At 38.3% G+C, this 26,303-nt stretch carries 22 protein-coding genes; 19 read left to right on the top strand and 3 right to left on the bottom strand.

Going from position 1 to position 26,303, the window contains the following annotated elements; translation table 11 throughout:
- The first annotated feature begins 46 nt into the window (after nucleotides 1-46).
- The 17 genes from glpX (at nucleotide 47) to ACWNMY_RS07040 (ending at nucleotide 23,597) form a co-directional block, all read left to right on the top strand.
- Nucleotides 47-1,012 carry a class II fructose-bisphosphatase gene (gene glpX, locus ACWNMY_RS07120; RefSeq protein WP_449537544.1) on the top strand — a complete coding sequence of 322 codons (966 nt, stop codon included), beginning with the start codon at nucleotides 47-49 and terminating at the stop codon, nucleotides 1,010-1,012.
- Nucleotides 1,013-1,136: 124 nt separating this feature from the next.
- The gene (tkt, locus tag ACWNMY_RS07115) at nucleotides 1,137-3,143 is read left to right on the top strand and encodes a transketolase (RefSeq protein ID WP_449537543.1); all 2,007 of its coding nucleotides are present in this window, start codon (nucleotides 1,137-1,139) and stop codon (nucleotides 3,141-3,143) included.
- 128 nt (nucleotides 3,144-3,271) lie between these two features.
- On the top strand, nucleotides 3,272-4,102 hold the full coding sequence (locus ACWNMY_RS07110; protein WP_449537542.1) for an amino acid ABC transporter substrate-binding protein: 831 nt from the start codon (nucleotides 3,272-3,274) through the stop codon (nucleotides 4,100-4,102).
- Nucleotides 4,086-4,790, top strand: a complete 705-nt coding sequence (locus ACWNMY_RS07105; RefSeq protein WP_449538406.1) for an amino acid ABC transporter permease — start codon at nucleotides 4,086-4,088, stop codon at nucleotides 4,788-4,790. Before ACWNMY_RS07110 ends, ACWNMY_RS07105 begins: the two co-directional genes overlap by 17 nt.
- 13 nt (nucleotides 4,791-4,803) lie before the next feature.
- Nucleotides 4,804-5,553, top strand: a complete 750-nt coding sequence (locus ACWNMY_RS07100) for an amino acid ABC transporter ATP-binding protein (protein WP_449537541.1) — start codon at nucleotides 4,804-4,806, stop codon at nucleotides 5,551-5,553.
- A 108-nt stretch (nucleotides 5,554-5,661) separates the two neighbouring features.
- On the top strand, nucleotides 5,662-6,258 hold the full coding sequence (locus ACWNMY_RS07095) for an NADPH-dependent FMN reductase (protein WP_449537540.1): 597 nt from the start codon (nucleotides 5,662-5,664) through the stop codon (nucleotides 6,256-6,258).
- 377 nt (nucleotides 6,259-6,635) lie between these two features.
- Nucleotides 6,636-7,721 (top strand): beta-galactosidase BglB, encoded by a 1,086-nt coding sequence (gene bglB / locus ACWNMY_RS07090; protein WP_449537539.1) that lies wholly within the window; start codon nucleotides 6,636-6,638, stop codon nucleotides 7,719-7,721.
- Nucleotides 7,722-7,762: 41 nt separating this feature from the next.
- Nucleotides 7,763-8,482, top strand: coding sequence for a (Fe-S)-binding protein (locus ACWNMY_RS07085; protein WP_449537538.1), 720 nt, complete (start codon nucleotides 7,763-7,765; stop codon nucleotides 8,480-8,482).
- 17 nt (nucleotides 8,483-8,499) lie between these two features.
- Nucleotides 8,500-9,930: a LutB/LldF family L-lactate oxidation iron-sulfur protein gene (locus ACWNMY_RS07080; protein WP_449537537.1), complete on the top strand. Its 1,431-nt coding sequence runs from the start codon at nucleotides 8,500-8,502 to the stop codon at nucleotides 9,928-9,930.
- Nucleotides 9,927-10,643: a LutC/YkgG family protein gene (locus tag ACWNMY_RS07075; RefSeq protein WP_449537536.1), complete on the top strand. Its 717-nt coding sequence runs from the start codon at nucleotides 9,927-9,929 to the stop codon at nucleotides 10,641-10,643. Before ACWNMY_RS07080 ends, ACWNMY_RS07075 begins: the two co-directional genes overlap by 4 nt.
- Before the next feature lie 409 nt (nucleotides 10,644-11,052).
- A complete protein-coding gene (locus ACWNMY_RS07070; protein WP_449537535.1) occupies nucleotides 11,053-16,941 on the top strand; it encodes a lamin tail domain-containing protein in 5,889 nt (1,962 codons plus the stop codon).
- Between the two features lie 579 nt (nucleotides 16,942-17,520).
- Entirely contained in the window at nucleotides 17,521-19,293 is a 1,773-nt protein-coding gene (locus ACWNMY_RS07065; protein WP_449537534.1) for a LytS/YhcK type 5TM receptor domain-containing protein, read from the top strand.
- Nucleotides 19,259-19,990, top strand: a complete 732-nt coding sequence (locus tag ACWNMY_RS07060; RefSeq protein ID WP_449537533.1) for a LytR/AlgR family response regulator transcription factor — start codon at nucleotides 19,259-19,261, stop codon at nucleotides 19,988-19,990. The genes ACWNMY_RS07065 and ACWNMY_RS07060 overlap by 35 nt, the downstream gene beginning before the upstream one ends.
- Before the next feature lie 187 nt (nucleotides 19,991-20,177).
- Nucleotides 20,178-21,629, top strand: coding sequence for a carbon starvation CstA family protein (locus ACWNMY_RS07055; protein ID WP_449537532.1), 1,452 nt, complete (start codon nucleotides 20,178-20,180; stop codon nucleotides 21,627-21,629).
- On the top strand, nucleotides 21,629-21,778 hold the full coding sequence (locus tag ACWNMY_RS07050; protein ID WP_449537531.1) for a hypothetical protein: 150 nt from the start codon (nucleotides 21,629-21,631) through the stop codon (nucleotides 21,776-21,778). Before ACWNMY_RS07055 ends, ACWNMY_RS07050 begins: the two co-directional genes overlap by 1 nt.
- 159 nt (nucleotides 21,779-21,937) lie before the next feature.
- The gene (locus ACWNMY_RS07045) at nucleotides 21,938-22,234 is read left to right on the top strand and encodes a HesB/YadR/YfhF family protein (protein WP_449537530.1); all 297 of its coding nucleotides are present in this window, start codon (nucleotides 21,938-21,940) and stop codon (nucleotides 22,232-22,234) included.
- Between the two features lie 136 nt (nucleotides 22,235-22,370).
- Nucleotides 22,371-23,597: a DUF438 domain-containing protein gene (locus ACWNMY_RS07040; RefSeq protein ID WP_449537529.1), complete on the top strand. Its 1,227-nt coding sequence runs from the start codon at nucleotides 22,371-22,373 to the stop codon at nucleotides 23,595-23,597.
- A 260-nt stretch (nucleotides 23,598-23,857) separates the two neighbouring features.
- Here the strand turns inward: ACWNMY_RS07040 and ACWNMY_RS07035 are convergent, their stop codons facing one another.
- The 3 genes from ACWNMY_RS07035 to ACWNMY_RS07025 form a co-directional block, all read right to left on the bottom strand.
- Nucleotides 23,858-24,307: a hypothetical protein gene (locus ACWNMY_RS07035; protein ID WP_449537528.1), complete on the bottom strand. Its 450-nt coding sequence runs from the start codon at nucleotides 24,305-24,307 to the stop codon at nucleotides 23,858-23,860.
- A 14-nt stretch (nucleotides 24,308-24,321) separates the two neighbouring features.
- Nucleotides 24,322-24,789: a DUF2243 domain-containing protein gene (locus ACWNMY_RS07030; protein WP_449537527.1), complete on the bottom strand. Its 468-nt coding sequence runs from the start codon at nucleotides 24,787-24,789 to the stop codon at nucleotides 24,322-24,324.
- A gap of 353 nt (nucleotides 24,790-25,142) precedes the next feature.
- Nucleotides 25,143-25,355 carry a hypothetical protein gene (locus ACWNMY_RS07025; protein ID WP_449537526.1) on the bottom strand — a complete coding sequence of 71 codons (213 nt, stop codon included), beginning with the start codon at nucleotides 25,353-25,355 and terminating at the stop codon, nucleotides 25,143-25,145.
- Between the two features lie 158 nt (nucleotides 25,356-25,513).
- Here ACWNMY_RS07025 and ACWNMY_RS07020 point away from each other — a divergent pair, with 158 nt between their 5' ends.
- Nucleotides 25,514-25,642 (top strand): hypothetical protein, encoded by a 129-nt coding sequence (locus tag ACWNMY_RS07020; protein WP_449537525.1) that lies wholly within the window; start codon nucleotides 25,514-25,516, stop codon nucleotides 25,640-25,642.
- Between the two features lie 93 nt (nucleotides 25,643-25,735).
- Nucleotides 25,736-26,293 (top strand): TVP38/TMEM64 family protein, encoded by a 558-nt coding sequence (locus ACWNMY_RS07015; protein WP_449537524.1) that lies wholly within the window; start codon nucleotides 25,736-25,738, stop codon nucleotides 26,291-26,293.
- Nucleotides 26,294-26,303: the final 10 nt, after the last annotated feature.

Raw genomic sequence — 26,303 nt, 5'->3', positions numbered from 1 at the left:
TTACTTGCGAATACACAAAGACGCATTTGATAAGGAGTGACCTCCATTGAATCAATTAATCTATGATTTTTTGCGAGTAACAGAATCAGCCGCGATTGCTTCACTGCCTTGGGTTGGGACCGGTAACAAAATAGAAGCCGATAGAGCTGCTACTAATTCAATGAGATTGACGCTGAATCAAATTGAAATGGATGGTGTCGTAGTAATTGGGGAAGGCGAGATTGATGAAGCTCCCATGCTATTTATCGGTGAAAAAGTTGGAACAGGAAATGGAAAACAAATTGATATAGCGGTTGATCCAATTGATGGAACAACATCGACTTCGAAAGGCCAAAATGATGCGATTGCTGTTATTGCTGCAGCTCCGAAAGGGACATTACTTCATGCCCCAGATATGTATATGGAAAAAATCGCTACAGGCCCAAAAGCTGCTGGAAAAATTAATATTCGTGCTTCCTTGGAAGAGAATTTGTATGCGGTTGCAAAAGCATCTGGTAAAGAGGTTCATGAACTAACTGTTGCTATTCAGGATAGGGAAAGACACCAAGTGTGGATTGATACGGTAAGAAGGTTGGGTGCAAAAACATATTTATTTGAAGATGGAGATGTTATTCCTGCAATATCAACTTGTATTGAATCAACACAGATTGATTTATTTGTCGGAATTGGTGGCGCTCCTGAGGGTGTGTTGGCAGCAGTTGGCATAAAAAGCCTGGGTGGTGACATGCAAGCACGACTTCTTCCAAAAACAGATGAAGAGCGTAATCGCTGTATAAGTATGGGGATTAGTGATATAAACAAAGGATTACTGCTAGAGCAATTAGTAGCAACCGATGATTGTGCATTTATAGCAACTGGTATTACAAGTAATATGCTACTAAACGGAATTAAACGAGATCGGAATACATTCATAACACATTCCATCATGATTAATGGGAATGATCGACATTTACGCTGTACGGAAACGGTACATGTGATAAATGATGTTAGAAACCATACCGTAGTGGTTTGACAAGGTAACGATTTTTAGATTACTGGGAAATTCGTTACTAACTAGATGCTACTTTAATAGTAAAAGTGAAGAGCAATTGATTTGTTTCAGTTGCTCTTGTTTTATGCGTAAAGGAGGAGACAAAATGGTACAAACAATATCTGTCGAACAATTATCTGTAAATGCAATTCGTACATTATCAATTGATATGATTGAAAAAGCAAATTCAGGTCATCCGGGGCTCCCAATGGGTGCAGCCCCAATGGCTTATGTACTATGGGCAGACTTTTTAAAGCATAATCCGAAGAATTCAAAATGGTTTGATCGAGATCGCTTCGTGTTATCTGCTGGTCATGGTTCAGCTCTCTTATATAGTCTTTTGCATCTTTCTGGTTATAATGTAAGCATCGACGATCTGAAAAACTTCCGTCAATTCGGGTCTAAGACACCTGGACATCCAGAAGTTCATCATACAGATGGAGTGGAAGCAACGACAGGTCCACTTGGTCAAGGCATTGCGATGTCTGTTGGTATGGCGATGGCAGAACGTTTTTTAGCTGCAAAATATAACAAAGAAAATTTACCAATCATTGACCATCATACCTATGCACTTGTTGGGGATGGAGATTTAATGGAGGGTATTTCTCACGAAGCTGCATCCCTTGCAGGTCATTTAAAATTAGGAAAATTAGTTGTTTTATATGATTCAAATGATATTTCCTTAGATGGAGATCTAGACCGTTCATTTTCCGATAACACTGTTGAACGTTTTAATGCTTATGGCTGGCAAGTATTACGTGTTGAGGATGGGAATGATCTAGAAGCAATTCGCAAAACGATTCAAGAGGCAAAAGATAATACAAGTCAACCAACATTAATTGAAATTAAAACAGTGATCGGCTATGGCTCACCAAATAAAGCAGGTTCCTCTGATGCTCATGGTTCGCCACTTGGGAAAGAAGAAATACAACTTGCAAAACAAGCTTATCAATGGGACCACGAGGACTTTACTGTCCCAGAAGAAGTATACAATGATTTTACGGAAAAAATTGTTGAGCCAGGTAAACTTACAGAAGATACTTGGAATACTATGTTCACGACATATAAAGAGGTATATTCTAAGGAAGCTGTTGAGTTAGAAATAGCGATAAATGGTGAACTACCATCCGGCTGGGAGCAAAATCTACCTGTATTTACACCAGGCGAAGATACACTTGCAACTCGTGCCTCTTCTGGAAAAGTGCTGAATGAGATTGCAAAAACAGTACCATTCTTTATTGGTGGAAGTGCAGACTTAGCTGGTTCAAATAAAACAACAATTACTAGTGATGATGATTATACACCTAGTAACTATGCGGGAAGAAATATTTGGTTTGGTGTACGTGAATTTGCTATGGGTGCAGCATTAAATGGAATGGCGCTCCATGGTGGGATAAAAGCGTACGGAGGGACATTCTTTGTTTTTAGTGACTATCTAAAACCGGCTATCCGTCTATCCGCTCTCATGAACACACCTGTCACTTATGTACTTACACATGATTCGATAGCGGTTGGTGAGGATGGCCCTACACATGAACCAGTTGAACAACTTGCAGGTTTACGTTCGATTCCAAATTTGTCAGTGATTCGACCTGCAGATGGCAATGAAGTACAAGCAGCGTGGCGACTAGCTGTTGAAAGTAAGGATCAACCAACTGCACTCGTATTAACAAGACAAAACCTTCCGACATTAGATGGAACGAAGGAACATGCATATGAAGGAGTAAAGGCAGGAGCTTATATTGTAAGTAAAGGTGAAAAAGAAGTACCAGATGCACTATTACTTGCTACTGGTTCTGAGGTACAACTTGCTGTTCGTGCCCAAGCACAATTAAAGGATAAAGGCATTGATGTGAATGTTATCAGCATGCCGTCCTGGGATCGCTTTGAAAAACAGGACGAAGCTTATAAAGGAAGTGTGCTCCCTAAAAATGTGAAGGCAAGGGTTGCAATCGAAATGGCCTCCTCACTTGGTTGGCACAAATATGTTGGTGATAACGGAAGTGTGTTAGCTGTCGATACATTTGGTGCATCGGGTAATGGAGACAAACTGATTGAAGAATACGGATTTACCGTTGAAAATGTAATTAAACAAGTTGAGAAACAACTATAAGAATAATGGCATGAAAGTCAGCAAAATCTGCTGGCTTCTTTTTTTGCCTCCGTAATGTGAATGAGAATAGCCCAACTAGCGAATTCTATTCATAAGTAGAAAATTTAGCTAAATCTGGGGGTTATTTTATGACAAAACGTACTTTTCAAATTTTAACAATGCTTCTATTCATGTTACTGTTAGTAGCTTGTGGTGGAGCTAAGGAAGACAACAATGCAGGGAATGAAGAAAATAATAAGGAAGAACAAGCGGGTTCTACATTTGATGAAATTAAAGAAAAGGGCGTCCTAACCGTTGGGACGGAAGGGACATATGCACCATTCACCTTCCACAATGAACAGGATGAATTAACGGGTTATGACGTAGAAGTGATAAGAGAAGTTGCAAAGCGAATGGACCTAGAAGTGGAATTTATGGAAACGCAATGGGATTCTATGTTTGCGGGGCTAAATTCAAAACGATTTGATTTAATAGCGAACCAAGTGGGAATTAATGAAGAACGTTTAGCGAACTACCAGTTCTCTGAGCCTTATACGTATTCATCCGCAGTCATAGTGGTACCGAAAGATAATAACGATATTACATCTTTTGAAGCATTAAAGGGGAAGAAGTCTGCTCAGTCTTTAACAAGTAATTACGGTGCTATTGCTGAAGAAAATGGTGCAGAGATTATAGGTGTAGAAGGGCTTGCACAATCGATGGAATTGATTAAGCAAGGACGTGCGGAAGTAACGGTTAATGATAAGTTAGCTGTGTTGGATTACATCAAATCACAAGGTGATGAAAATATTAAGATTGCAGCAGAGTCTGATGACGTTTCAGAGATGGCGTTTACCTTTAACAAGGGAAATGAAGAATTAGTTAAAGCAATTAATGAACAACTAACTGCAATGCGTGAAGACGGAACGTTAACAAAACTTGCCCAGGAATGGTTTGGTGAAGATGTTTCTACAAAATAGCGTTGTACTAACGATCACCGCCAATATGGAGGGATGGGAGTTATTCAAGAACTCCCTGCCTTCTATGGTTTCTGGGGCCATTCAATACACGATTCCCCTCACTCTCATTTCTTTTATTGGAGGACTATTACTAGCGTTACTCACGGCAATGATGAGAATATCTAAATCAAGAGTAGTACAGATACCAGCTATTATTTATGTATCTGCAATTCGGGGAACTCCTTTACTTGTCCAATTGTTTATTATTTTTTATGGACTCCCGAATATAGGGATCTATATCGATCCGTTTCCGAGTGCTGCCATTGCATTTATTTTAAATGTTGGTGCATATGCATCAGAAATCATCCGAGCATCCATTTTATCGATACCAAAAGGACAATGGGAAGCGGCGTTTACAATTGGTATGACTAGAAGGACTGCGCTAAGGCGCATTATTCTTCCTCAAGCCGCTCGAGTGTCCGTTCCACCATTATCAAATTCATTTATTAGTCTAGTAAAGGATACATCCCTTGCATCACTTGTTTTAGTCGCTGAATTATTTCGTAAAGCCCAGGAAATAGCTGCTCGTACGTATGACTTCCTTTTATTATATATAGAAGCAGCTCTCATTTACTGGGTGATTTGTTTCATTTTATCACTTTTACAAGAGGGACTGGAACGAAGATTAAACCGGTTTGTGGCAAGGTAAAAGAGGTGAGTAAATGTTTCTATCGATAAAAGGCTTAGCGAAATCCTTTGCAGAAAATGACGTGTTAAAGAATATAAATATGGATGTTCAAAAAGGAGAAGTAGTTTCCATTATTGGCCCATCTGGATCGGGAAAAACGACCTTGCTCCGGTGTTTTAATGGGCTTGAGCAACCTGATAAGGGAAGTTTTCAGTTTGAAGATGGATTAGAAATAGACTTTGAAAGGAAGGTCAATAAACATGACATCATCCGATTAAGTCGGAAATCTGGGATGGTGTTTCAATCCTATAATCTTTTTCCGCATAAAACAGCCCTTGAAAACGTGATGGAAGGTCCTATAATTGTTCAAAAAAGAAATAAGGCAGAAGTAAGAAGCGAAGCAGAAGTACTGTTAGAAAAAGTTGGATTAAAGGAAAAAGTCGATTTTTATCCTCATCAATTATCAGGCGGTCAACAGCAACGTGTTGGGATAGCTAGGGCTTTGGCATTAAAGCCAGAATTATTATTGTTTGACGAACCAACGTCAGCTTTGGACCCGGAGTTAATTGGAGAGGTCTTAAGGGTAATGAAAGATTTAGCCAATGAAAACTGGACGATGCTAATAGTCACCCATGAAATTCAATTTGCAGGTGAAATCTCAGATAAGGTCCTTTTTATGGATGCTGGTTACATTGTGGAACAAGGGGTTCCAGAAGAAGTGTTAAAAAGTCCAAAAGAAGAACGGACGAAACAGTTTTTGCAAAGGATATTGAACACAACATAAGTAATTTAGATCAAACAAGGTGTGCATAGTTTTAAGTGGTTAATGGGAAGTTACTACTGAGTACTTTGTTACAAAGAATTCGCAGTACCTACATAGGTGGTGTTTCTAATGGGTTTTTTAGACAAATTGTTTGGCAAAAAAACAACGATGGAGGAACAAAAAATGAGTGAAGAAAAATTAAACATTGGTATTATTCTTGGAAGTACACGAGAAGGTCGTGTAAGTCCTCAAGTTGGTGAATGGGTAAAGGGTTATGGTGATAAAAAAGGTAATGCAAATTACGAAATCGTCGATATTAAAGACTATGATTTACCGTTTCTAGGGACAGGAGATGCACCTGGAATTGCAAAATGGAATGAGAAATTAGCAAGTCTAGATGGATTTATATTTGTTGTAGCTGAATACAATCACAGTATTACAGGAGCATTAAAAAATGCGATGGATCTAGCACGTGAAGCATGGTACAACAAATCGGCAGGAATTGTTAGCTACGGTTCAACTGGTGGTGCGCGTGCAGCAGAACATCTACGTGGTATCTGTGGAGAATTAAACATTGCTGATGTTCGTACACATCCAACATTATCGCTATTCCTAGACTTTGAAAATGGTTCTGTCTTTAAACCACAAAATATTCACGATGATAATATGAACATGCTTTTAGACCAGGTGGTGGCTTGGGGTAGAGCGTTGAAGACAGTTAGATAAAATTATTTTGAAAAAAGCAACGTTGTGGCGTTGCTTTTTTCATGTTTCAATAGCTCACCTATATTCATTAGCATATTTAGTACTGACCGTTAGTAGATTACAAAGAAACTAAAAAGCATAGTAAAGAAGGAACATTAGACACTGTTCTAGAAGAAATATCCATGGATGATTTTTTATTCAAACAAAGGGCATAAAGTATGATTCAACAATCAAAAGTGTTTTGCAGAGCTCTATTCAACAGTATATAAAAGTGTATTTTAAAGATGCAGGGGTGTTCTCATTATAGTAGAAAAGGGAGGAAATCAAATAAATTCCAGTACTAGCAAAGTAAGGGTTAGTAAGAGTTTTCCAATATAAATATAAGGAGGAGATATATTATGCATAGACATGAAATCGAGCAGAAAATTGAATTAGTAATAGATAACTTAGTTCATTTAAACGATCCTGATGGGAAGTATGCCATTCCTTTAGCAGATGGTAGAAAGATAGATAATAAGAGTTTTAATTACTGGGAATGGACAGCCGGTGTAGGATTATATGGAATGATGAAATACTATAAGTTAACAAAAAGTGAAAAAGTATTAAACATCATTGTTAAATGGTTTGATGACCAGTTTAAAGAACCAGCGGTTGAGAAAAATGTGAACACAATGGTTCAAATGTTAACGCTTGCATATCTATATGAGGAAACAAAGGACCCAACATATCTACCATATTTAGAAACATGGGGTGACTGGCTATTTCACGATATGCCTAGAACGAAAGACGGTGGCTTCCAACATATTGTTTTTGGTTCAGAGAATGATCAGCAATTATGGGATGATACATTAATGATGAGTGTATTGCCTCTTACAAAAATTGGCCTTTTATTAGAAAAACCGGAGTACATAGAGGAAGCAAAAAAACAATTTCTTATTCATATTAAGTATCTTTTTGATAAGAAAACGGGATTATGGTTCCATGGATGGAGTTTTGAAGGAAATCATAACTTTGCAGAGGCCTTATGGGGCCGCGGCAACTCATGGATAACAATCGCCATTCCTGAATTTTTAGATATGGTAGATCTTCCTAAAACTGACGCTGTTCATCAAATATTAGTCAATACATTAGAAAGACAATTAGAAGCTCTGGAAACCTATCAAAATGAAAATGGTATGTGGCACACTCTATTATTGGATCCTACATCATATGTGGAGGGATCATGTACGGCTGGTTTTGCTTTTGGCACATTAAAAGCGGTTCGCAAACGTTATGTAAATAAGAGGTATCTCGATATGGGCTTTAAAGCAATTCAAGCTGTGCTGGATAATATTGATGAAACAGGAGAATTGCAGCAAGTGTCTGCTGGAACAGCCATGGGAGAAACCCTAGAGTTTTATAAGGAGATTCCAGTAACAGGAATGCCATATGGGCAGTCAATGGCGATTCTAGCCTTAGTAGAGTACTTGTATTATAGAATATAGATATGGCCTGCTCATATGTTTATCAAGGGGGGAAGCACTAGATGAAAGTCACTTTATTTGCCACATGCCTTATTGACATGTTTCAAACGAATGTGGGAAAAGCGACTGTTGAACTATTAGAGCATCTCGGCTGTGAAGTGGAGTTTCCGCAAGGTCAGGTGTGCTGTGGACAGCCTGCTTATAATAGTGGATATGTAGAAGAAACAAAAAAGGCTATGAAAAAAATGATAGATTCCTTTATTGATGGAGAGTATATCGTTTGTCCCTCGGGTTCTTGTGCAAACATGTTCCACGAATACAAAGATATCTTTAAAGGTGACCCAGTTTGGGAACCAAAAGCAATTCAATTAGCAGAGAAAACCTATGAACTATCACAATTCATTGTTGAGGTTTTACAAGTTACAGATGTTGGATCAAGCTTTGAGGGAAAAGTAACCTATCACTCTTCTTGCCATATGACGCGTCTACTTGGTGTGAAGGAACCTCCAATTAAACTATTGAAAAATATCAAAGGTGTTGAATATGTCGACCTTCCAGGTAAGGAAAATTGCTGTGGATTTGGTGGAACATTCTCAGTGAAAATGGGATCAATCTCTGAGCGGATGGTAGACGAGAAAGTACAATGTGTGGAAACGACTGAAGCAGATTATCTTATTGGGGCAGATGCAGGCTGTCTTATGAATATTGGTGGCAGAATAAATCGTCAAGGAAAACCAATTGAAGTTCTACATATTGCAGAGGTATTAAACCGCCGGAACTAAAAAGGAGGGGTGTTCAAGTGGCAGTAAAGACAAGTAGCGAAACGTTTAACACACGTGTGCAAAAGGAAGTCAAGAATTCCTTTATGAGAGGTGCCGTTTCAAAAGCTCAGGAAACCATACAAGGAAGAAAACAAACGGTTACAGATGAACTGGGTAATTGGGAAGAATGGCGAAATCATGGGGAAGAAATACGCCAACATGTCCTTGAAAACCTAGATTATTATCTATATCAGTTAAGTGAACAGGTAGCTAACCGTGGTGGTCATGTTTTCTTCGCACAAACAGCAGAGGATGCAAGTAGGTACATTCGTGATCTCGCTAAAGAGAAAAAAGCGAAAAATATTGTGAAAGCGAAGTCGATGGTTACAGAGGAAATCAGTTTAAATGAAAGACTAGAAGAAGCTGGTTGCAGGGTTGTCGAAACAGACCTTGGCGAATACATCCTGCAAATGGATGACCATGATCCACCATCCCATATCGTTGTGCCGGCCTTGCATAAAAATAAAGAACAAATTCGAGACGTATTTAAGAATAAAATGGATTACAAGAATTCGGAAAAGCCTGAGGAACTCGCTTTGTTTGCACGAGAATCATTACGACAAGAGTTTTTACAAGCAGACATGGGAATCACGGGGTGTAACTTTGCGATAGCGGAAACTGGTTCTATCACCCTCGTCACAAATGAAGGAAATGCCGACCTGGTTGCTGCTCTGCCAAAAACACAGGTTGTAGTAATGGGAATGGAGCGACTCGTCCCTTCGTTTGAAGAAATGGAAGTACTTGTTGGAATGCTAACAAGAAGTGCAGTCGGTCAAAAATTAACTAGCTATATCACGACATTAACAGGACCACGTGAAGAAGGCGATGTGGATGGACCAGAGGATTTCCATCTTGTAATAGTAGATAATGGACGTTCGGAAATTCTTGGAACAGAGTTTCAATCAGTCCTACAATGTATCCGCTGCGCTGCTTGTATTAATGTTTGTCCTGTTTATCGTCATGTTGGTGGACATTCCTATGGCTCTATCTATCCAGGACCAATTGGGGTTGTGTTAACACCATTATTAGACGGTTATGATGATCACAAGGAATTGCCATACGCATCTACCTTATGCGGTGCGTGTACAGATGTGTGTCCAGTGAAGATCCCACTTCATCAGTTAATTCATAAGCATCGTCAAGTCATCGTAGAAAAGGAAGGTCGTGCACCAATTTCAGAGAAGCTTCTAATGAAGGCGTTTGGGTTTGGAGCATCATCATCGTCACTCTATCAAATGGGATCAAAGATGGCACCAGCTTTAACAAGGCCATTATCTGATGGTGATAGGATTACGAAGGGAATCGGTATGTTGAAAGGTTGGACCGATGTGCGTGACCTTCCAGCACCAAACAAGGAACGGTTTAGAGACTGGTTCAACAATCGCTCAACAGGAGGTGACGAATCGTGAAAGGAACAATCCAAAACCGTAATTCCTTCCTTGACCAAATTGCGAAACAACTAGGAAGAGATAGAAAAACAACTCTAGAAGAACCCGTTTGGAAGTATAACCCGCAGGAAGAGGTTTTAAAAGGGGCAACTGTTGATGAGTTAGTAGAAGTTTTAAAAGTACAATGTACGAAAATCCATACGGAACTGATTATATCTACAAAAGAAACTCTTGCGGATGACTTGGAGAAGAAAATAAATGACTTCGGAAGTGGACCAATCATTACTTGGAAAGATGAACGATTTAAACTATTAGGCCTTCAATCCTTATTACATGAAAAGCTTCCTTCCAAACAGAAAGATGTATTTGAATGGAATCCTAACCTAGGAAAAGAAAATATTGCGAAGGCTGAACAAGCGAATATTGGCATTACAATAAGTGAAATTACGTTGGCTGAATCTGGAACAGTTGTATTGTATAGCGGGAAAAACCGAGGTAGAACAATCAGTTTCCTACCGACTCATTCCATTGTAATTGTTCCCAAAAGTACAATCGTCCCTCGAATGACACAGGCAGCAAAACTCATTAGAGAAAAATCTAAAAACGGAGAGAAGGTTCCTTCAGCAATCAATTTCATTACAGGACCAAGTAACTCAGCAGATATTGAATTAAACCTGGTGGTAGGAGTGCATGGACCGGTGAAGGTTGTTTATATGTTAGTGGCCGATATGTAAATAGTCCTTCATAAAAAGTAGACCGAATTATCACGGGTGAAAATGTCGAGGAGCAACTTAGAGTAGGCCTACAGGGAAAAGGAATTAAACTTGAACTATAATAATCACGATTTTAGCTATAAATTAAAGCACTAATATAGCAAATAGAAAGATCTGCCTTCAAATTTGGGGGCGGATTTTTTCTGTTAACAAGAATAAGCTTAAGTTAGGTCCCAGCCTTCATAGTAAAAGGAGTGCAACTATAGAACTCAACAATCCCTGAAAATCAATGCAGCAATCATAATGGATTTCCTTATATCGTTCAACTGAAAAATTTTACAGTAAATTTACACAATTCGATATTTATATTAAAGATATGACAGTAAAGTTTTACATGTAAATTAAAAACTTCACAAATTAGGAGGTACATATGAGGGTTGGAAAACGAGTGAGAAATAAGGGGAAACGGGTTTTTACATACTTTTTAATTCTATCTATCTTTGTGTCAAACGTAATTTTAGCTTTACCAACTACGGTCGTTTTAGCGGAAAGTACAAGCAGTAGTGAACAAACAACGAAAGAACAACCGACTGGAGAAACAACTGTTGATGAACCAACTTCTGAAAATGAAGAAAAAACAACAGATGGGACAATTGAAGATTCTACTGAAGATACTACACCAACGGAACCTCAGACAGAATCTAGCATATCTGAAACTCAACAAGATGAATCAATACTAGAAACCCCACCATCAGAACCAACTTCAAGTGACCCTATAAACCAACAAGAAGGGGAAGTGGAATCTACTAATTTTGAAGAACAAACTCAATATAGTGAAGTACCCGAGGAAGAACCGACTGAATCAATTGAAGTAGACTTTGATTTACTTCCACCTCTATTGATTACAGAAATTATGCCAAATAATACTGGTGCTGATAACTATGAGTATTTTGAAGTGTACAATAACACGAATCAACCAATTAACTTAGATCATTACACGTTTTCATTACGATATACAGATGGAAGTGGGAAGCAGGATGTAGATATGGAATTCTCCCCTGTAACACTTGCACCTAAAAGCACAATTGTCTTTTGGAACAATGTAGCTAATAAAACAGCTACTGATTTTAATAGTTTTTATACTACCAACATAACAGAAGACAATCTTGTGAATTACAGTGGTCCACCAAGCTTTTACAATAGTGGCAATCGGGCAGTTGTCGTAAAAGACCCTCAAGATAATGAGGTTGTCTGGGCAAATTATGTGCTAGAAGACATTGGTGATGGATTAGTCGTTCAGTATACATATCCGGAAACTGGAAGAGAAATGGGCAAGCTTGCACAAAAGGCTCAGCCAACACCGGGAACTTTCGAAAACGAACAAGTTCCAGCAGAAGAGGTAAAAGTTGAAGCTAGTGAATCACCAACAATTACCCATACACCAGTAACTGAAGCAAATGCTTTAGAAAATCTAGTGATTCAAGCACAGATAACAGATAGTAATAGTAATGTACGCGCACATCTCTACTATCAAACTTCAGAAAATACTAGTTTTGAAAAAGCAGTCATGAGTAAAAAAGAAGGTCAGCTTTACGAGGCTGTAATCCCAAAAGAAAAAGTAAGTAGTGATACGTTGCGTTATTATGTGACAGCAACCACTCCACACCATCGTGTATCATATCCTGAGAATCAAGAGGTAGAGGTATCAATTCAACGTGAAGAAGAGGATTTTGATCATTTGCCCCAATTATTGATACCAGAGATTTCTCCGAATTCAGCTGGTGGAGGAACAGATTACTACGAGTATTTTGAGCTTTATAACAATACAAATCAACCAATCTCATTAACCAATTATTCATTTATTTATCGCTATACGGATACAGGAAATGAATTACCTTTCCAAATTCCTGTCACCACAATCGAACCACAGGAAACACTGGTATTTTGGTTTAATAATGGTGATAGAACACTGGCAGAATTTAATGCGAATTTTGGCTTGGAATTAGTGAATGAACAGGTCGTACAGTTCAAAGATGGATTCCCAGGTTTTGCGAATGGTGGAAACCGAGCACTTGTAGTAAAGGATAACACAGGGGCTGAGGTTATATCAGCAGGTTACCTAGCGAACGAAACGGATAATAATGGAAAAGTCGTGCAATATACCTATCCATCTACCGGTACAGAAATGGTAAAACGACAAGTAGTTGCGGAACCAACTCCTGGTAGTATCTTAGAAGGGCAAGTACCTTCGACACCTGTGAATCTACCAGAAGCACCAACAGATACGGAAGCACCTGTAATAACACATACACCCGTTACAAGTAGTCATGCATTTACTCCAATTAAAATTGAAGCTACTGTAACTGATAATCAAGCAGTACCTTTTGTTACCCTATTTTACAAAGCCGATGATGCTGAGAGTTTTACGTCCTTGGTAATGAATCCTACAGTTGCAGATGGGACAACCTATTCTACCGAAATTCCAGCTGCAGATGTGGAAAAGAATGTGACGTATTATATTCAGGCAACAGATGGAACAAATCCTGTTGCTACTGAAAAATATATTGTTCAGGTTGAACAGCCAGATGTGGATTTTTCCCAAATTCCAAAGTTTTTAGTGACTGAGGTTGTGCCAGACTCTACGAATGTAGGAACTGCGGATGGCTATGAATTTATCGAAATCTATAACAATAGCGATAAAGCTATTAATTTTAAAGACTATAAAATGTATTATCGTTACGGTACTGATGCAGGAACAGATGTTGTGTGGCCATCTGTACCCGAAGATGTTGTCATTCCAGCTGGTGAGACCCTAGTATTTTGGATCATTAACGATCAAAATATGGAGCAAACAGTAGCTGATTTTAATGCGAATTATGGATCTAATTTAGTAGAAAATGAGGATATTGTTCGGATATATAGCGGTGGTATGGCAAATGGTAGTATGCGAGGACTAGTTATCGGGACAAATACGCATAAAGAAATTACAGTTGCGTATTACAACGATGAGCCAAATGTGGATGATACAGTTGCTGACAAAGGGATTGTGTACAGCTATCCAATGGATAAATCTACTCAGCAAATCAAAGTTGGAATTATGGATGCAACACCAGGTAAAGTTGAAAGCTTCCAAGTGCCAGCTCAGCCAATTCAAATTGACGAGGATACTGTTGCTCCTTCCATTGAAAATTTAACTTCTGTATCAAAAGTTGACCAGAAGGATGATATTCACATCGTTGCGAATGCACAAGACGATACGCAAATTACTTCTGTTCGTTTATTCTATAAAATGAATAATCAATCAGAATACCAGGAAGCAATCATTCAAGAAGATTACAATGACATGTTGTATCATCATACGATCTACTCACCCGATCTAATCGGAAATCAAAATGTTGATTATTATTTTGTCGTATCAGATGGACATCAAGAGGTAGAAAGTGATCATTATCGCGTCACGATTACAAATGATCTTGATCAATCAAGTTTACGTGTAAATGTAAAAGACGATGATATCCTGAATGGTGAAAAAGTATTGAAGGCAACCTCAGAAGAAGATGCGCCTGAGAATCTAGACTTAGTTATTGATGGCCAAGAAATTACAGATAGTACGTATCATTCTGTTGAGCGTACAGCGTATTTTGCTTTTGAGGTAAACGGGTTAAATACGTATTTCCAAAATGCCGTTACTATGGGTGAGGAAATTTTATATGTGATGGATGATGACTGGTTAACTCAATGGAAGACTTTTAGTATACCAATTGAATCAAATCGTCTGGAATCCCAAACAACAATCACGGTTCGTTCAGGGAATAAGGCATCTCCGTTTGATTTAGATTCACTCGAAAATCGTGATGACTACGACTTGAGGAATGTACGCTTAGTGCTTTCAGATGGAACAGTAATTAAGGATCCATCTTATAGTAACGCATCTCAAGTTTTGAAAATGAATGATGCCAATCCGTTTGTTGATTTTACATTCCAAATTACAAATGAACAAGCACGCTCAAAAACGTATAAATGGGATACTAGTGCAGTAGTTGATGGAGAACATGAGATTAAAGTAAGGGACTCAGATGAGGAGATTACGAAAAAGGTTGTCGTTGATAATACAGCTCCAACTATTTCATCAACGATTACTGATGGAAAAGAATACAAAGGTCCTTTTTCAATCGATGTGACTGTCACAGATGAACTTGCAGATGTTGAATCGGTTCAAGTGAAGCTTGATGATACAGAAATCACGGTTCCGTATGAAACATCTTCTGCAAAGCTCGCTCCAGGCGAACATAAGCTATCGATCGTTGCGGTTGATAAAGTAGGCAATACAGAAGAAGTGATTCAGCATTTTTCCGTAGTAAATGAAAATCCACAGAAACCAGAAGCGATTCAACCAGAAACACCAGTCGAAGGTGATCCTACACTTCAGGTGAAGGTGTCGGATACTGCAGGGGACAATATGGATGTTACATTTTATCAAGGATATCAATATGATGCGTCACATACAGATCGTGTAAACGGATTTAAAAACGCAACTGATGTAGAACCACCACAAGAGATGGCTCCAGCTGGTGAACAAGGATTCTCTGCTGAAGATATCTCGTTAGTATCCGAGCAAGATGGTAGCTACTTAGTGACTGATTCTAGTACACAGTTCCCGTATCATCGATTTGATGTAACTGTGGATGAAGCTGTAGACAAGAACGATATCGTTGAACTTAGTTGGAACGGAAACTCGTTAGAAGGTAGAAAGGTATCCATGTATGCCTGGAACCACAACACAGCTGATTGGGAATTAATCGATTATAAAATTGCAGGTACAGAGGATTTTGAATTAAAAGGCACTGTTTCAGTAAGTGACTTTTTGAAGGAATCGAAAATTAATGTACTTGTTCAGGATGAAATTCCAAGCTCTCCTGAGGAATATGATTATACATTTGTGTGGATGTCTGACACTCAATATTATGCCGAAAGCTTTCCGTATATCTTTGATAGACAAACGCAATGGATTGCAGAAAAACAGGAAGAGCTAAACATTGAGTATGTATTCCATACAGGTGATTTGGTGAATATTTCAACAGATGAACAACAGTGGAACCATGCAGATACGTATATGAAGGTACTTGATGACAATGAAATTCCGTATGGTGTATTGGCAGGGAATCATGATGTTAACCAAGTAAACAATGATTATACCGATTATTATCGTTACTTTGGCGAGGATCGCTTCAAAGATAAGCCTTACTATGGCGGTTCTTATTTAAACAACCGAGGCCATTATGACTTACTTTCAGTCGATGGAAATGATTATATTATGGTATATCTTGGCTGGGGAGTAACAGACGAAGGAATTCAATGGATGAATGATGTGTTAGAAGCTCATCCTGACCGAATGGCTATTTTGAATTTCCATGAGTATTTACTTGCGACAGGTACTCGCCATCCACTTGGTGAAAAATTATATAACGAAGTGGTTGTACCGAATGAAAATGTGATTGCCGTATTAAGCGGTCATTATCATGAGGCACAAACTTTAGTAGACGAAATTGATGATGATGGTGATGGTATTGCAGATCGTCAGGTTACCCAAATGCTTGCAGATTATCAAGCAGGTCCAGAGGGTGGACAAGGATACATGAGACTGTTGCATTTTGACCGAGATAACAATCGGATTCTTGTAAATACGTATTCACCACATTTAGATGATTACAATTACTATGACACAGATGCATATCCAGGGAAAGACGAGTTCATTATCAATCTGGATTTAGAACCATCAGAAAAACGTGTGGCAACCGATTATTTTGCTGTTAATGTCTATTCCGATACAGTCATTGGTATTGATGAAGATGTCCAGAGCGGGGACATTGCCGAGACAGTTTGGAAGGGACTGGAACCAGGTAAAGTCTACTCCTGGTATGCTGTTGCTGAGGATGGTTTTACAGGTAGAACTGTTTCTGACATTTTCACTTTTACAAAAGGTGAGGATGTGCAGCAACCAATTCCAAATCCGAATCCAGACCCAGGCACTGAACCTGGTACCAATCCAGAACCAACTCCAGGAACTGAGCCGGAACCAAGCCCTGGAACGGATCCAGCACCAGACCCGGTAGTTGAAGAAAGTCCAGAACAACCACAAGACGATTCAAATACTGATGACAAAGCAAAAGAAACAACAGGTGAAAAGGATTCAACCGATTCTAAGCTACCAATTACAGCAACGAACACATTTAATGTACTACTTTTTGGACTTCTACTGATGTTAGTAGGTGTAAGTTTCCTATTGTATCAAAAACATAGACAAAAACTATATTCGTAATACTAAGATGCCAGCTCCAGGTTGATGGGGCTGGTTTTTTTTGATAGGTATGATGAAATTAGTATCATCTGTATATGGGTAAACGTGGCAGAAGAGTAGAGTTTTCTATTTATTTGATTGTTGACGTTGCGAAGGCTATTCACCAAGCTTAGATAGATAGTTAAGTCTTTCAACAAGGTTATGAAGAGCAAAACTCAAGTTAGAAATAAAAGTTAAGTTCTTCATCAGGTCTATGAAGACCATAACTCTAGCTAGGATTACAAGTTAAGTCCTTCATCAGGTCTATGAATCCCAAAACTCTAGCTAGGATTACAAGTTAAGTCCTTTATCACGTCTATGAAGAGCATAACTCTAGCTAGGATTACAAGTTAAGTTCTTCATCTCGTCTATGAATCCCAAAACTCAAGCTAGGTTGAAAAGTTAAGTTCTTCATCCAACCCCACACCAGACCCATCTCCAATCCCTCAATCTTCCATCATCCTCCACTCCAAAAAAGGTACCCGAAATCGCCAATTCTGTTAAAATAAAGATACACAATACAATAGCTTTTGAGATTACGACTCAAAAAGGAGAAATCCCATGTTTGAACTTTTAATTACAATGGTAGAGCGGTTAGGCATTATTGTTGCAATCGCTTTTATTTTAACAAGATTGAAGTTTTTTAGAGGGATGATGTACCAGGATCAGCTAAATCAGTGGCAGAGGCTGGTAGCCATTGTCTTCTTTGGCTTTTTTGGAATTATTGGCACATACACAGGATTAAGCCTTAATACAGAAAGCTTACAGTTTGATCGATGGGCAGCTGATTTGACTTCAGATGAAGCCTTAGCAAATTCGCGTGTAATTGGGGTTGTACTAGCTGGGCTGCTAGGAGGCTACAAGGTAGGACTTGGTGCCGGTCTGATTGCTGGTATTCACCGGTTTACCTTAGGTGGATTTACCGCTTTCTCCTGTGGCTTTGCTTCAATTATTGCTGGATTTGTATCGGGGTATTTTTACAAGAAAAACAAGCATATCAAGCTAAGCACTGCATTTATCATCGCAGCTTCAGCCGAAGCTCTGCAAATGCTAGTGATTTTACTATTTTCAAGGCCATTTGAAAAAGCACTTGCATTAGTTGAAATTATTGGTATTCCGATGATTGTTGCAAATGGACTTGGTTGTGTTCTTTTCCTTATGATCATTAAAAGTGTGATAAATGAAGGCGAACGAGCGGGGGCTGTACAAGCTCAAAAGACATTACGAATTGCGGATAAGACACTTGTTTATTTCAGAAACGGACTTAACCGTGAAACGGCAAATAAAGTTTGCCATATTATCCAGGATGAGATACAGGCTACAGCGGTTGCGATGACAAATACGAATGAAATATTGGCACATGTTGGATTAGGACATGACCATCATCGCTCTCAAATGCCAATTCAAACTCAAATTACTCAAGATGTTCTGCAAAAAGGTACTATTGTAATTGCAAACAAGAGTATGATCCAATGCCGTGATGAGGATTGTCCGCTAGGTGCTGCAGTGATTGCTCCATTAAAAAGAAGAGATGAAACGATTGGAACGTTAAAATTCTATTTTCGTTCGGAAAAAGAGATTACACCTGTTGTAACTGAACTCATTTCTGGTCTAAGTGCTCTTTTAAGTAACCAACTAGAAATTTCTGAGGCGGATAAAGCTTTTCAGCTTGCCAAGGAAGCAGAAATTAAAGTACTGCAAGCTCAGATTAGCCCACATTTCCTTTTTAATACATTGAACACGATACTATCGCTTGTAAGAAGAGATCCAACAAAAGCGAGGAAATTACTGGTCTCCCTCTCGCATTTTTTACGTCAAAACCTGTCTGTCACAACACAAAATGTAACGACTTTAGAGCAAGAGCTTAGGCATGTTAAGGCGTATTTAGAGATAGAAGAAACGAGATTTGTAGATAAGCTTAAGATATTTTATCACATTGAAGAAGGAGCACTCTATCAACATATACCGCCTCTCACCCTACAACCAATTGTCGAAAATGCTATCAAACATGGAATGAAGGATCGAGATGAAAGTTCTCAGGTAATTATCTCGATTTTTAAGGGGGAAGAGGGTGTCCTTGTAAAAGTCGAAGATAATGGTGTAGGTATGAGTGAGGAACGTGCCAACCAAATCTGCGTTACTCCGATTAAATCAGAAAAAGGTAGCGGTGTTGCACTCTACAATGTAAATCGAAGACTGACCATGTTATACGGGGAAAAATCAGCTTTAACAATAAATAGTGAAGTAAATAAAGGAACAAAAATATCTTTTGTAATCCCACTAACGGAGGGTATCCAATATGGAACAGAAAATCAAAGCGCTTATAGTGGATGATGAGTTATATAGTCGTGATGAATTAACCCATTTAATAGAAACATATCCTTCCATTCAAGTAGTAGGTGAAGGAGATTCAGGTGAGTCAGCTATTCTAAAAGCGATTCAGCTTCAGCCGGATGTTGTTTTTTTAGATGTTGAAATGCCAAAGGGGAATGGTATGGATGCTGCAAAGGCCTTAATGGAATTAAAAAAGCCCCCGTTAATTGTGTTTGCAACAGCATATCCTGAGTTTGCTGTGGAAGCGTTTCGGTATAATGCCATTGATTATTTGTTAAAACCTTATGATGAGGAACAATTAGAGGAAACGGTAAAGCGAATTGTAAAGCACCTACAAGCACCAGAAGAAAAGGAAAAAGGAAAGCAAACGGGTAAGCTTGCGGTTGATTCTGGAGGAGAAATCCTCTACCTTGAACCGATAGATATTTTATATATTGTTAGAGATGAAAAACTTACAAAGCTCATTACCAAGTTGGGAGAGTACGAAACAAAGACACAACTCAAAGACCTGGAAAGTAGACTCGAGTCATTTGGTTTCTTTCGAATCCATAAGAGCTTTCTCGTAAATCTAAAATATGTTACACGTCTTACTCCTTGGTTTAATGGTGCCTATCAGTTAGAAATTGAAGGAAGAAAAGAACAACTATCTGTAAGTCGTAATTATGTGAAAGCACTACGAACAAAATTAGAAATATAAAGTTGGTCCCTGCTTCAATAGTTGATAAGGTAGAAATTGTGCATGTTAGTTCATAAAATTGACATGTTATTGTCATATTTCTACCTTTTAATCTTTTAATCTCCTAAAAATCATTTCATCTACTATAATAAATGTAAACGCATTCATAATTGGTAGTAGTAGTAAAAGATAAAGGGGGAAAATAAAGATGATTACATTTTTAGCTAGTATTGCTTTGTTGATCGTTGGATACTTTACGTATGGTAAATACGTCGAAAAAGTATTCGGTGTTAAGGAAGAACGTGCCACACCTGCATATGTAAATGCAGACGGCGTGGACTACATCCCAATGAGCACGAAGAAAAACTCATTGATACAGCTTCTAAATATTGCAGGTACTGGACCTGTATTCGGGCCTATTATGGGAGCGCTTTACGGACCTGTAGCATTCATTTGGATTGTTGTCGGATGTATTTTTGCTGGGGCAGTTCATGACTATTTAACGGGTATGATTTCAATCCGTAACAAAGGGGCTCATTTACCAGAACTTGCTACTAAGTTTTTAGGGAAAGCAATGAAGCATGTTGTTAACGCATTTGCTGTATTACTTCTATTATTAGTTGGTACAGTATTCGTATCAACTCCGGCAAGTCTTTTAAACCTATTATTGGATGGGAAAGTTGCTTTAGGAATTCTTATCGCCGCAATCTTTGTTTATTATATCTTGGCAACATTATTACCTGTCGATAAAATCATTGGTCGTCTATATCCATACTTTGGAGCAATCCTATTAATCAGTGCTGTAGGAATCGGTATTGGTTTAATCGTGAAGGGCGCACCAATTCCAGAAATCTCATTATCAAATTTCCATCCTGATAATGCACCTATTTTCCCATTGTTGTTCTTCACAATCACTTGTGGTGCTTTATCTGGGTTCCATGCTACACAAACGCCAATCATTTCACGTACAACGCAAAAAGAAAAGCAAGGCCGTAAAATTTTCTACGGTATGATGATTGCTGAAGGTATTATTGCAATGATCTGGGCAGCAGCAGCAATGAGCCTATTTGATGGATACGGTGGTTTACAAGAGCTACTTGCAGCTGGTGGTCCAGGGGCAATTGTTAGCGAAGTTTCTACATTAATGCTGGGTGCAATTGGTGGAACACTTGCAGTACTTGGTGTTATTGTCTTACCAATCACTTCAGGGGACACTGCTTTCCGTAGTGCTCGTATGATTATTGCTGAATATTTAAATCTAGCTCAAAAGAAAATGTCAAGCCGTCTTTGGATTGCAATTCCATTATTCGCAATTTCAGTGGTATTAACACAAATTGATTTTAACATCCTTTGGAGATACTTTAGCTGGGCGAACCAAGCTACAGCCGTTATTGCGTTATTTGTAGGTGCAATGTACTTATACATTGCGAAAAAGAACTACTGGATTTCACTCATTCCTGGAATATTCATGCTCTGTATGGTAATCACGTATATCTTGAATGCACAGATTGGATTCCGTTTACCAATGGATATTTCATGGTACGGTGGTTTTGCAGGAACGATCATCTTGGTGGCTTTATTTTTCCGACAAGCTAAAAAAGCTCGTGCAGCAAATCTTCCGCTTGAAGAAGATATTTCTAACTACAACCGGGTGGCATAATGAGTTGCTGTAGTCCTGAGTATCGGAAGGTAGTCCAGGATCAAGAGGAAAAAGTAAATCAACACACAAAAGACACATTACCCAAATGGGCGAAGGTTGCTAGTATACTAATTCTTGTTGGTGCTACAACAATCTTTTTCCTCTTATAAGTAAAGTGCACGCAATGGAAATTGCGTGCATTTTTGCGTCTTCACACAAATTTCAGAGTTAAATGATTATACTTCACCCCGAATCTTTAGTAGTATAAACTAATAAAGTCCATTTTTCTGCGCACAATATCAAAAGGATAGCAGGGAGGTACAATACATATGAAAATCACAATTACCGAATCAGCTTTAAAATGGTTTAAGGAAGATATAAGCGTAAAAAACGGTGATACCGTTCGATTTTATCCAAAGTTCTATGGTTCAAGTCCGATGCATGAACAATATTCATTAGGCTTTTCAAAGGATGATGATCCAATCCAGATTCATACAAGTGAAAAAATAGATGACATTGTTTTTTATGTGGAAGAAGATGACACCTGGTTCTTTAATGGACATAATCTACTTGTGGATTACCACGAGGACACAGATGAATTAGAGTATCAATATCCAGAGGCATAGGTCAGCTGAGGGACTCACTACAAGTGGGTCTTTTTATTTTGCATGTGATTCGAATCACGTAACTTTTCCGGAAACTATGTTATTTTCAAACATAACAAGTGTTTTTCATAGCTCATAGTTTGAAAGGAGAATTGATGTGAGTGAACTTATAAATAACCGTGAACAACATGTACTAAGTGATGCAGAGCGAGAAGCTATAATAAAACAAAGTTTCAAGGATTTACATAATGGGAAATCCGTAGAAGAGATAAAATCCCATTTAGCAAATAAGGTTGGTTATATTACGATTGGGGAAATCTCCAGGCTACAACATGTATTGTTGGAAGAAGAAAATATCCAGGCAAGTGAGGCAACGGAAATCTGCAGACAACATCGTGAAATCTTTAAAGAGTTAATCGAAGAAACGTTGGCTTCACATCCAGAGGAGCAACCAGGACACCCAGTTCATACATTCAAGCTTGAGAACAGGGAACTTGAAAAGTTAATTAACGATAAAATTAAAAAGCATTTGCAAGTTTTTGAGGATGAAGATAGTCAAAAAAATAGATTTACATTACTTGAGGATTGTAATCTTTTGCTCGATATCAGAAAGCATTTTGAACGAAAAGAACAGCTTCTCTTTCCCTATTTAGAAAAGTACGGAATTTATGGTCCAACAAATATGATGTGGAAGATTGATGATTTTATAGTTGATGCAATAAAAGATGCAAAAAAAGTGCTTGCTGATTACGATGGGGGTAAACGGTCTGTTGTAGAAATTATTACCTTTATTGTAGATCAAGTTGATGAAATGATTTATCGTGAGGAAAATATCCTATTTCCGATGTCATTAAATAATTTAACAGAGGATGAGTGGTTAAAAATTGCTCATGAAAGTGATGAAATTGGGTTTTGTTTGATTTCCCCAGATGATTGGAAGCCAGCACGAAATGTGATAGATGATGAACAGATTACGACAAAAGGATTTATTAAAATGGAAACAGGGATTTTATCTCTAAAACAACTTGAACTACTCCTAAATCATTTACCTGTTGATATTACGTTTATTGATAAGGATGATGTCGTTCGATACTTCACCAAAGGCAAGGAGCGAATTTTTGCAAGAACAAAAGCGGTTATTGGAAGAACCGTTCAGAACTGTCATCCTCCAAGAAGTGTTCATGTCGTTGAAGAATTACTGGAAGACTTCAAATCTGGTAAAAAAGATGTTGAGGATTTCTGGATTAAAGCAAAGGGTAAATATGTATATATCCGATACTTTGCAGTAAGGGATGAAGCTGGAGAATATATAGGAACGATGGAGTTCTCACAAAATATAGCCCCAATCCAGGAAATAGAGGGAGAAAAACGAATCTTATCATAAGAAAGAACAAATGCTGACATTGTGTTGATAGTATTAGAGTGTAGACAAGGTCAGTATTGACTTTGTCTACACGATATAGTACGGATGCTATATATACATCACTTTTCCCAGAATGTCTTGAAAACGGTTGTCAGACAAGGCGTGAAGCCGATCGAAGACGCGAATAGAAGTTGCCTTCATGAGCGGACGAGAGAGGCAAGCAACGCAGTATGCGAGCGTTTGTCAACAGTCTGATGCTGACATTGTGTTGTCAGCATTTTTTATGGTACGTGTATAGTCTCAGAAAATGCTACTTCTTTTCCTTCATACATGAACACCCCATGGTTATTTCCATTTAGGGTTACCTTAATTTGATGTGTACCAGAGGATAACATATCTAAATTATAATACTCCCCATAAAGCCGGTTTAATTTCTTCTCATTCACATAAATATGGGCGTGCCCTTCATTATAAGAAATCTCAGTGGACCCAGCCAGTTTAGGTTCGAATGTAAAATTCTCCGTTTTAATTTCCAACAACCATGCCCCTGTAAGGTCCTGGGTAACTGAACCTGTAATGGTCGGAGCAGTATGGTTTTGAGGAATAACGATTTGGTTGGCTTGATGCATCATCTCATGGTTGGATGCGCTAAAATGACTACTTTGGTTATGTAAATAAAGCATGGACGTAACGATGCTAAAAATAATAACAAAACTGATAACTCGATACATGGTTTCTCCCGCTTTCATGAGCTTACTGCTGAACTCCGTGCGTCCTTGTTTCGTCTTATTACATAACCAATGATAAACAATAACAATCCAGATGCTAGAAATGCCAAGTCATAGGATAGTGCATTTGGATCTCCAGGTTTTACACGATGGATTTGAAGCAGATGATGATTAATAATACCTTCGACCAAATTAAACACGCCGCCGCCAATTAAAAACCAGCCAACTAGTAAACGAATTCCCTTTGATAGATTACTTGGGTTTCCAGCAAGCCATAATAAAACGCCACCAATGATGAGAGTGAGTGTTACTGCAAAATGGAAGATTCCATCGCTCATAATTTGCCCGGGGCGATCTGTTGCCATATATACACTATGCCATTGAAGCAATTGATGAAAAATGATTCCGTCTAGTGCACCTAAAAATCCAAATCCAAATATAAAGCTACCAGTATTTATTAGTTTCCTTCTCGTATTTGTCGTCACTAGGATTCTCCTCACTATATTAATCTGATTAGTATTCCATTTTGTCCACTTTACTAGATTTATAAACGATGCAGGGTAAAAAGAAATATAATTACTAACTTTAGAGAGTAGAGCTGTGAATCGTGCCCACTTGAGAGAAGAAAAGGAGAAAGAGGAAACGCAAAGACGAGAATCGTGTCCAATCGAGAGAAGAAAAGAAGAAAGGAGAAACGCAAAGACGAGAATCGTGCCCAATCGATAGAAGAATAGAAAAAAGAGGTTAAAAAAGGGTGAAAATCGTGCCTACTTCGCGAGTTGGAAGAAAGTAGAGCATACAAACAAGGTTAGTCCATATAAAAACAGTTCATTCCTACTCAACCACCAAAAAAGCCAAAATAAAAAGAACCATCATTTCCATCTGAGAATGAGTGGTTCTTATGTTTATTGCGGTATAAGTAATCTTTTTTCGTTTTCGTCATTCTTGTTTGCAGATCAGTTAATGCAAATGGACTTCTTCCATTTTCTGGGTTTCTTTTTCCTTCACGAACTAGCCTTTCACGCTTTTTTCGAGCATTTGATTTTGCCATTGTCTATTCACCTCTTCAAAATTTTTACAACTTAAGTATACCTTTTTCACGATATGCTTTCCATAACAAAATATTTTACACATCTAGGCGAATCCCCATACATAGGAGACCATATTGAATACGATAATACGATAGCCTAGTTGGGGAGGAGAGATAGTATGTCAGACAAAAAAAACGAAAAAGAAATGCAGGATCGTGAGGAACAAGAATCTCATCGTGTTGATGCCTGGGAATTCTTTTGGGGAAGAAGACCAGGATCCGAAGATGAAGAGATTGAAGAGGAATAGAACGTAACGAAAAATAGGTCGCATGGATTGTTTTCATCCATGCGTTTCTTATTTAGACTATAATGAGAGCAACAACCCTTCCGGAGGATAACCATGCAGGAAAAACTAATAGAGATTCTAACAAATTATGAACAGTATGCAATAATGATAAGTTTACTTCTTAGCATTGTGGTTAGCATTTTTGGAGTACTTCCAAGTGTGTTTATAACAGCTGCGAATTTAGTTGTTTTTGGTGTGTGGCAAGGCACCCTCATTTCTTTTTTGGGTGAGGTGCTCGGTGCGATTGTTTCCTTTGGGTTATACCGGAAAGGGTTTAAGAAAATTACTGATAAGAAGAAACGAACATATACACTAGTAAATAAGCTACTATCTGCAAAGGGGAAAGACGCTTTTACACTTGTTTTATTTTTACGATTATTGCCTTTTGTACCATCGGGTTTGATTACCTTTACTGCAGCTATCGGTGAGATGAGTTTCATCGTATTTATAATCGCAAGCTCACTCGGAAAGGTACCATCATTACTCATGGAAGCATACTCGGTGTACCATGTTACATCAGGAACGACAGTGGGGAAAATCATATTATCTCTCATTTCTCTTGGTGGTATCGTATACTTATTGGGCAAACTTGTAAAAAAAGAACCGAATTGAAATAGTTACA

It is taken from the genome of Ferdinandcohnia sp. Marseille-Q9671, from assembly GCF_976954385.1.
Note: the sequence above shows the minus strand (reverse complement) of the source record. Positions and strands in the feature narration are given on the sequence as shown.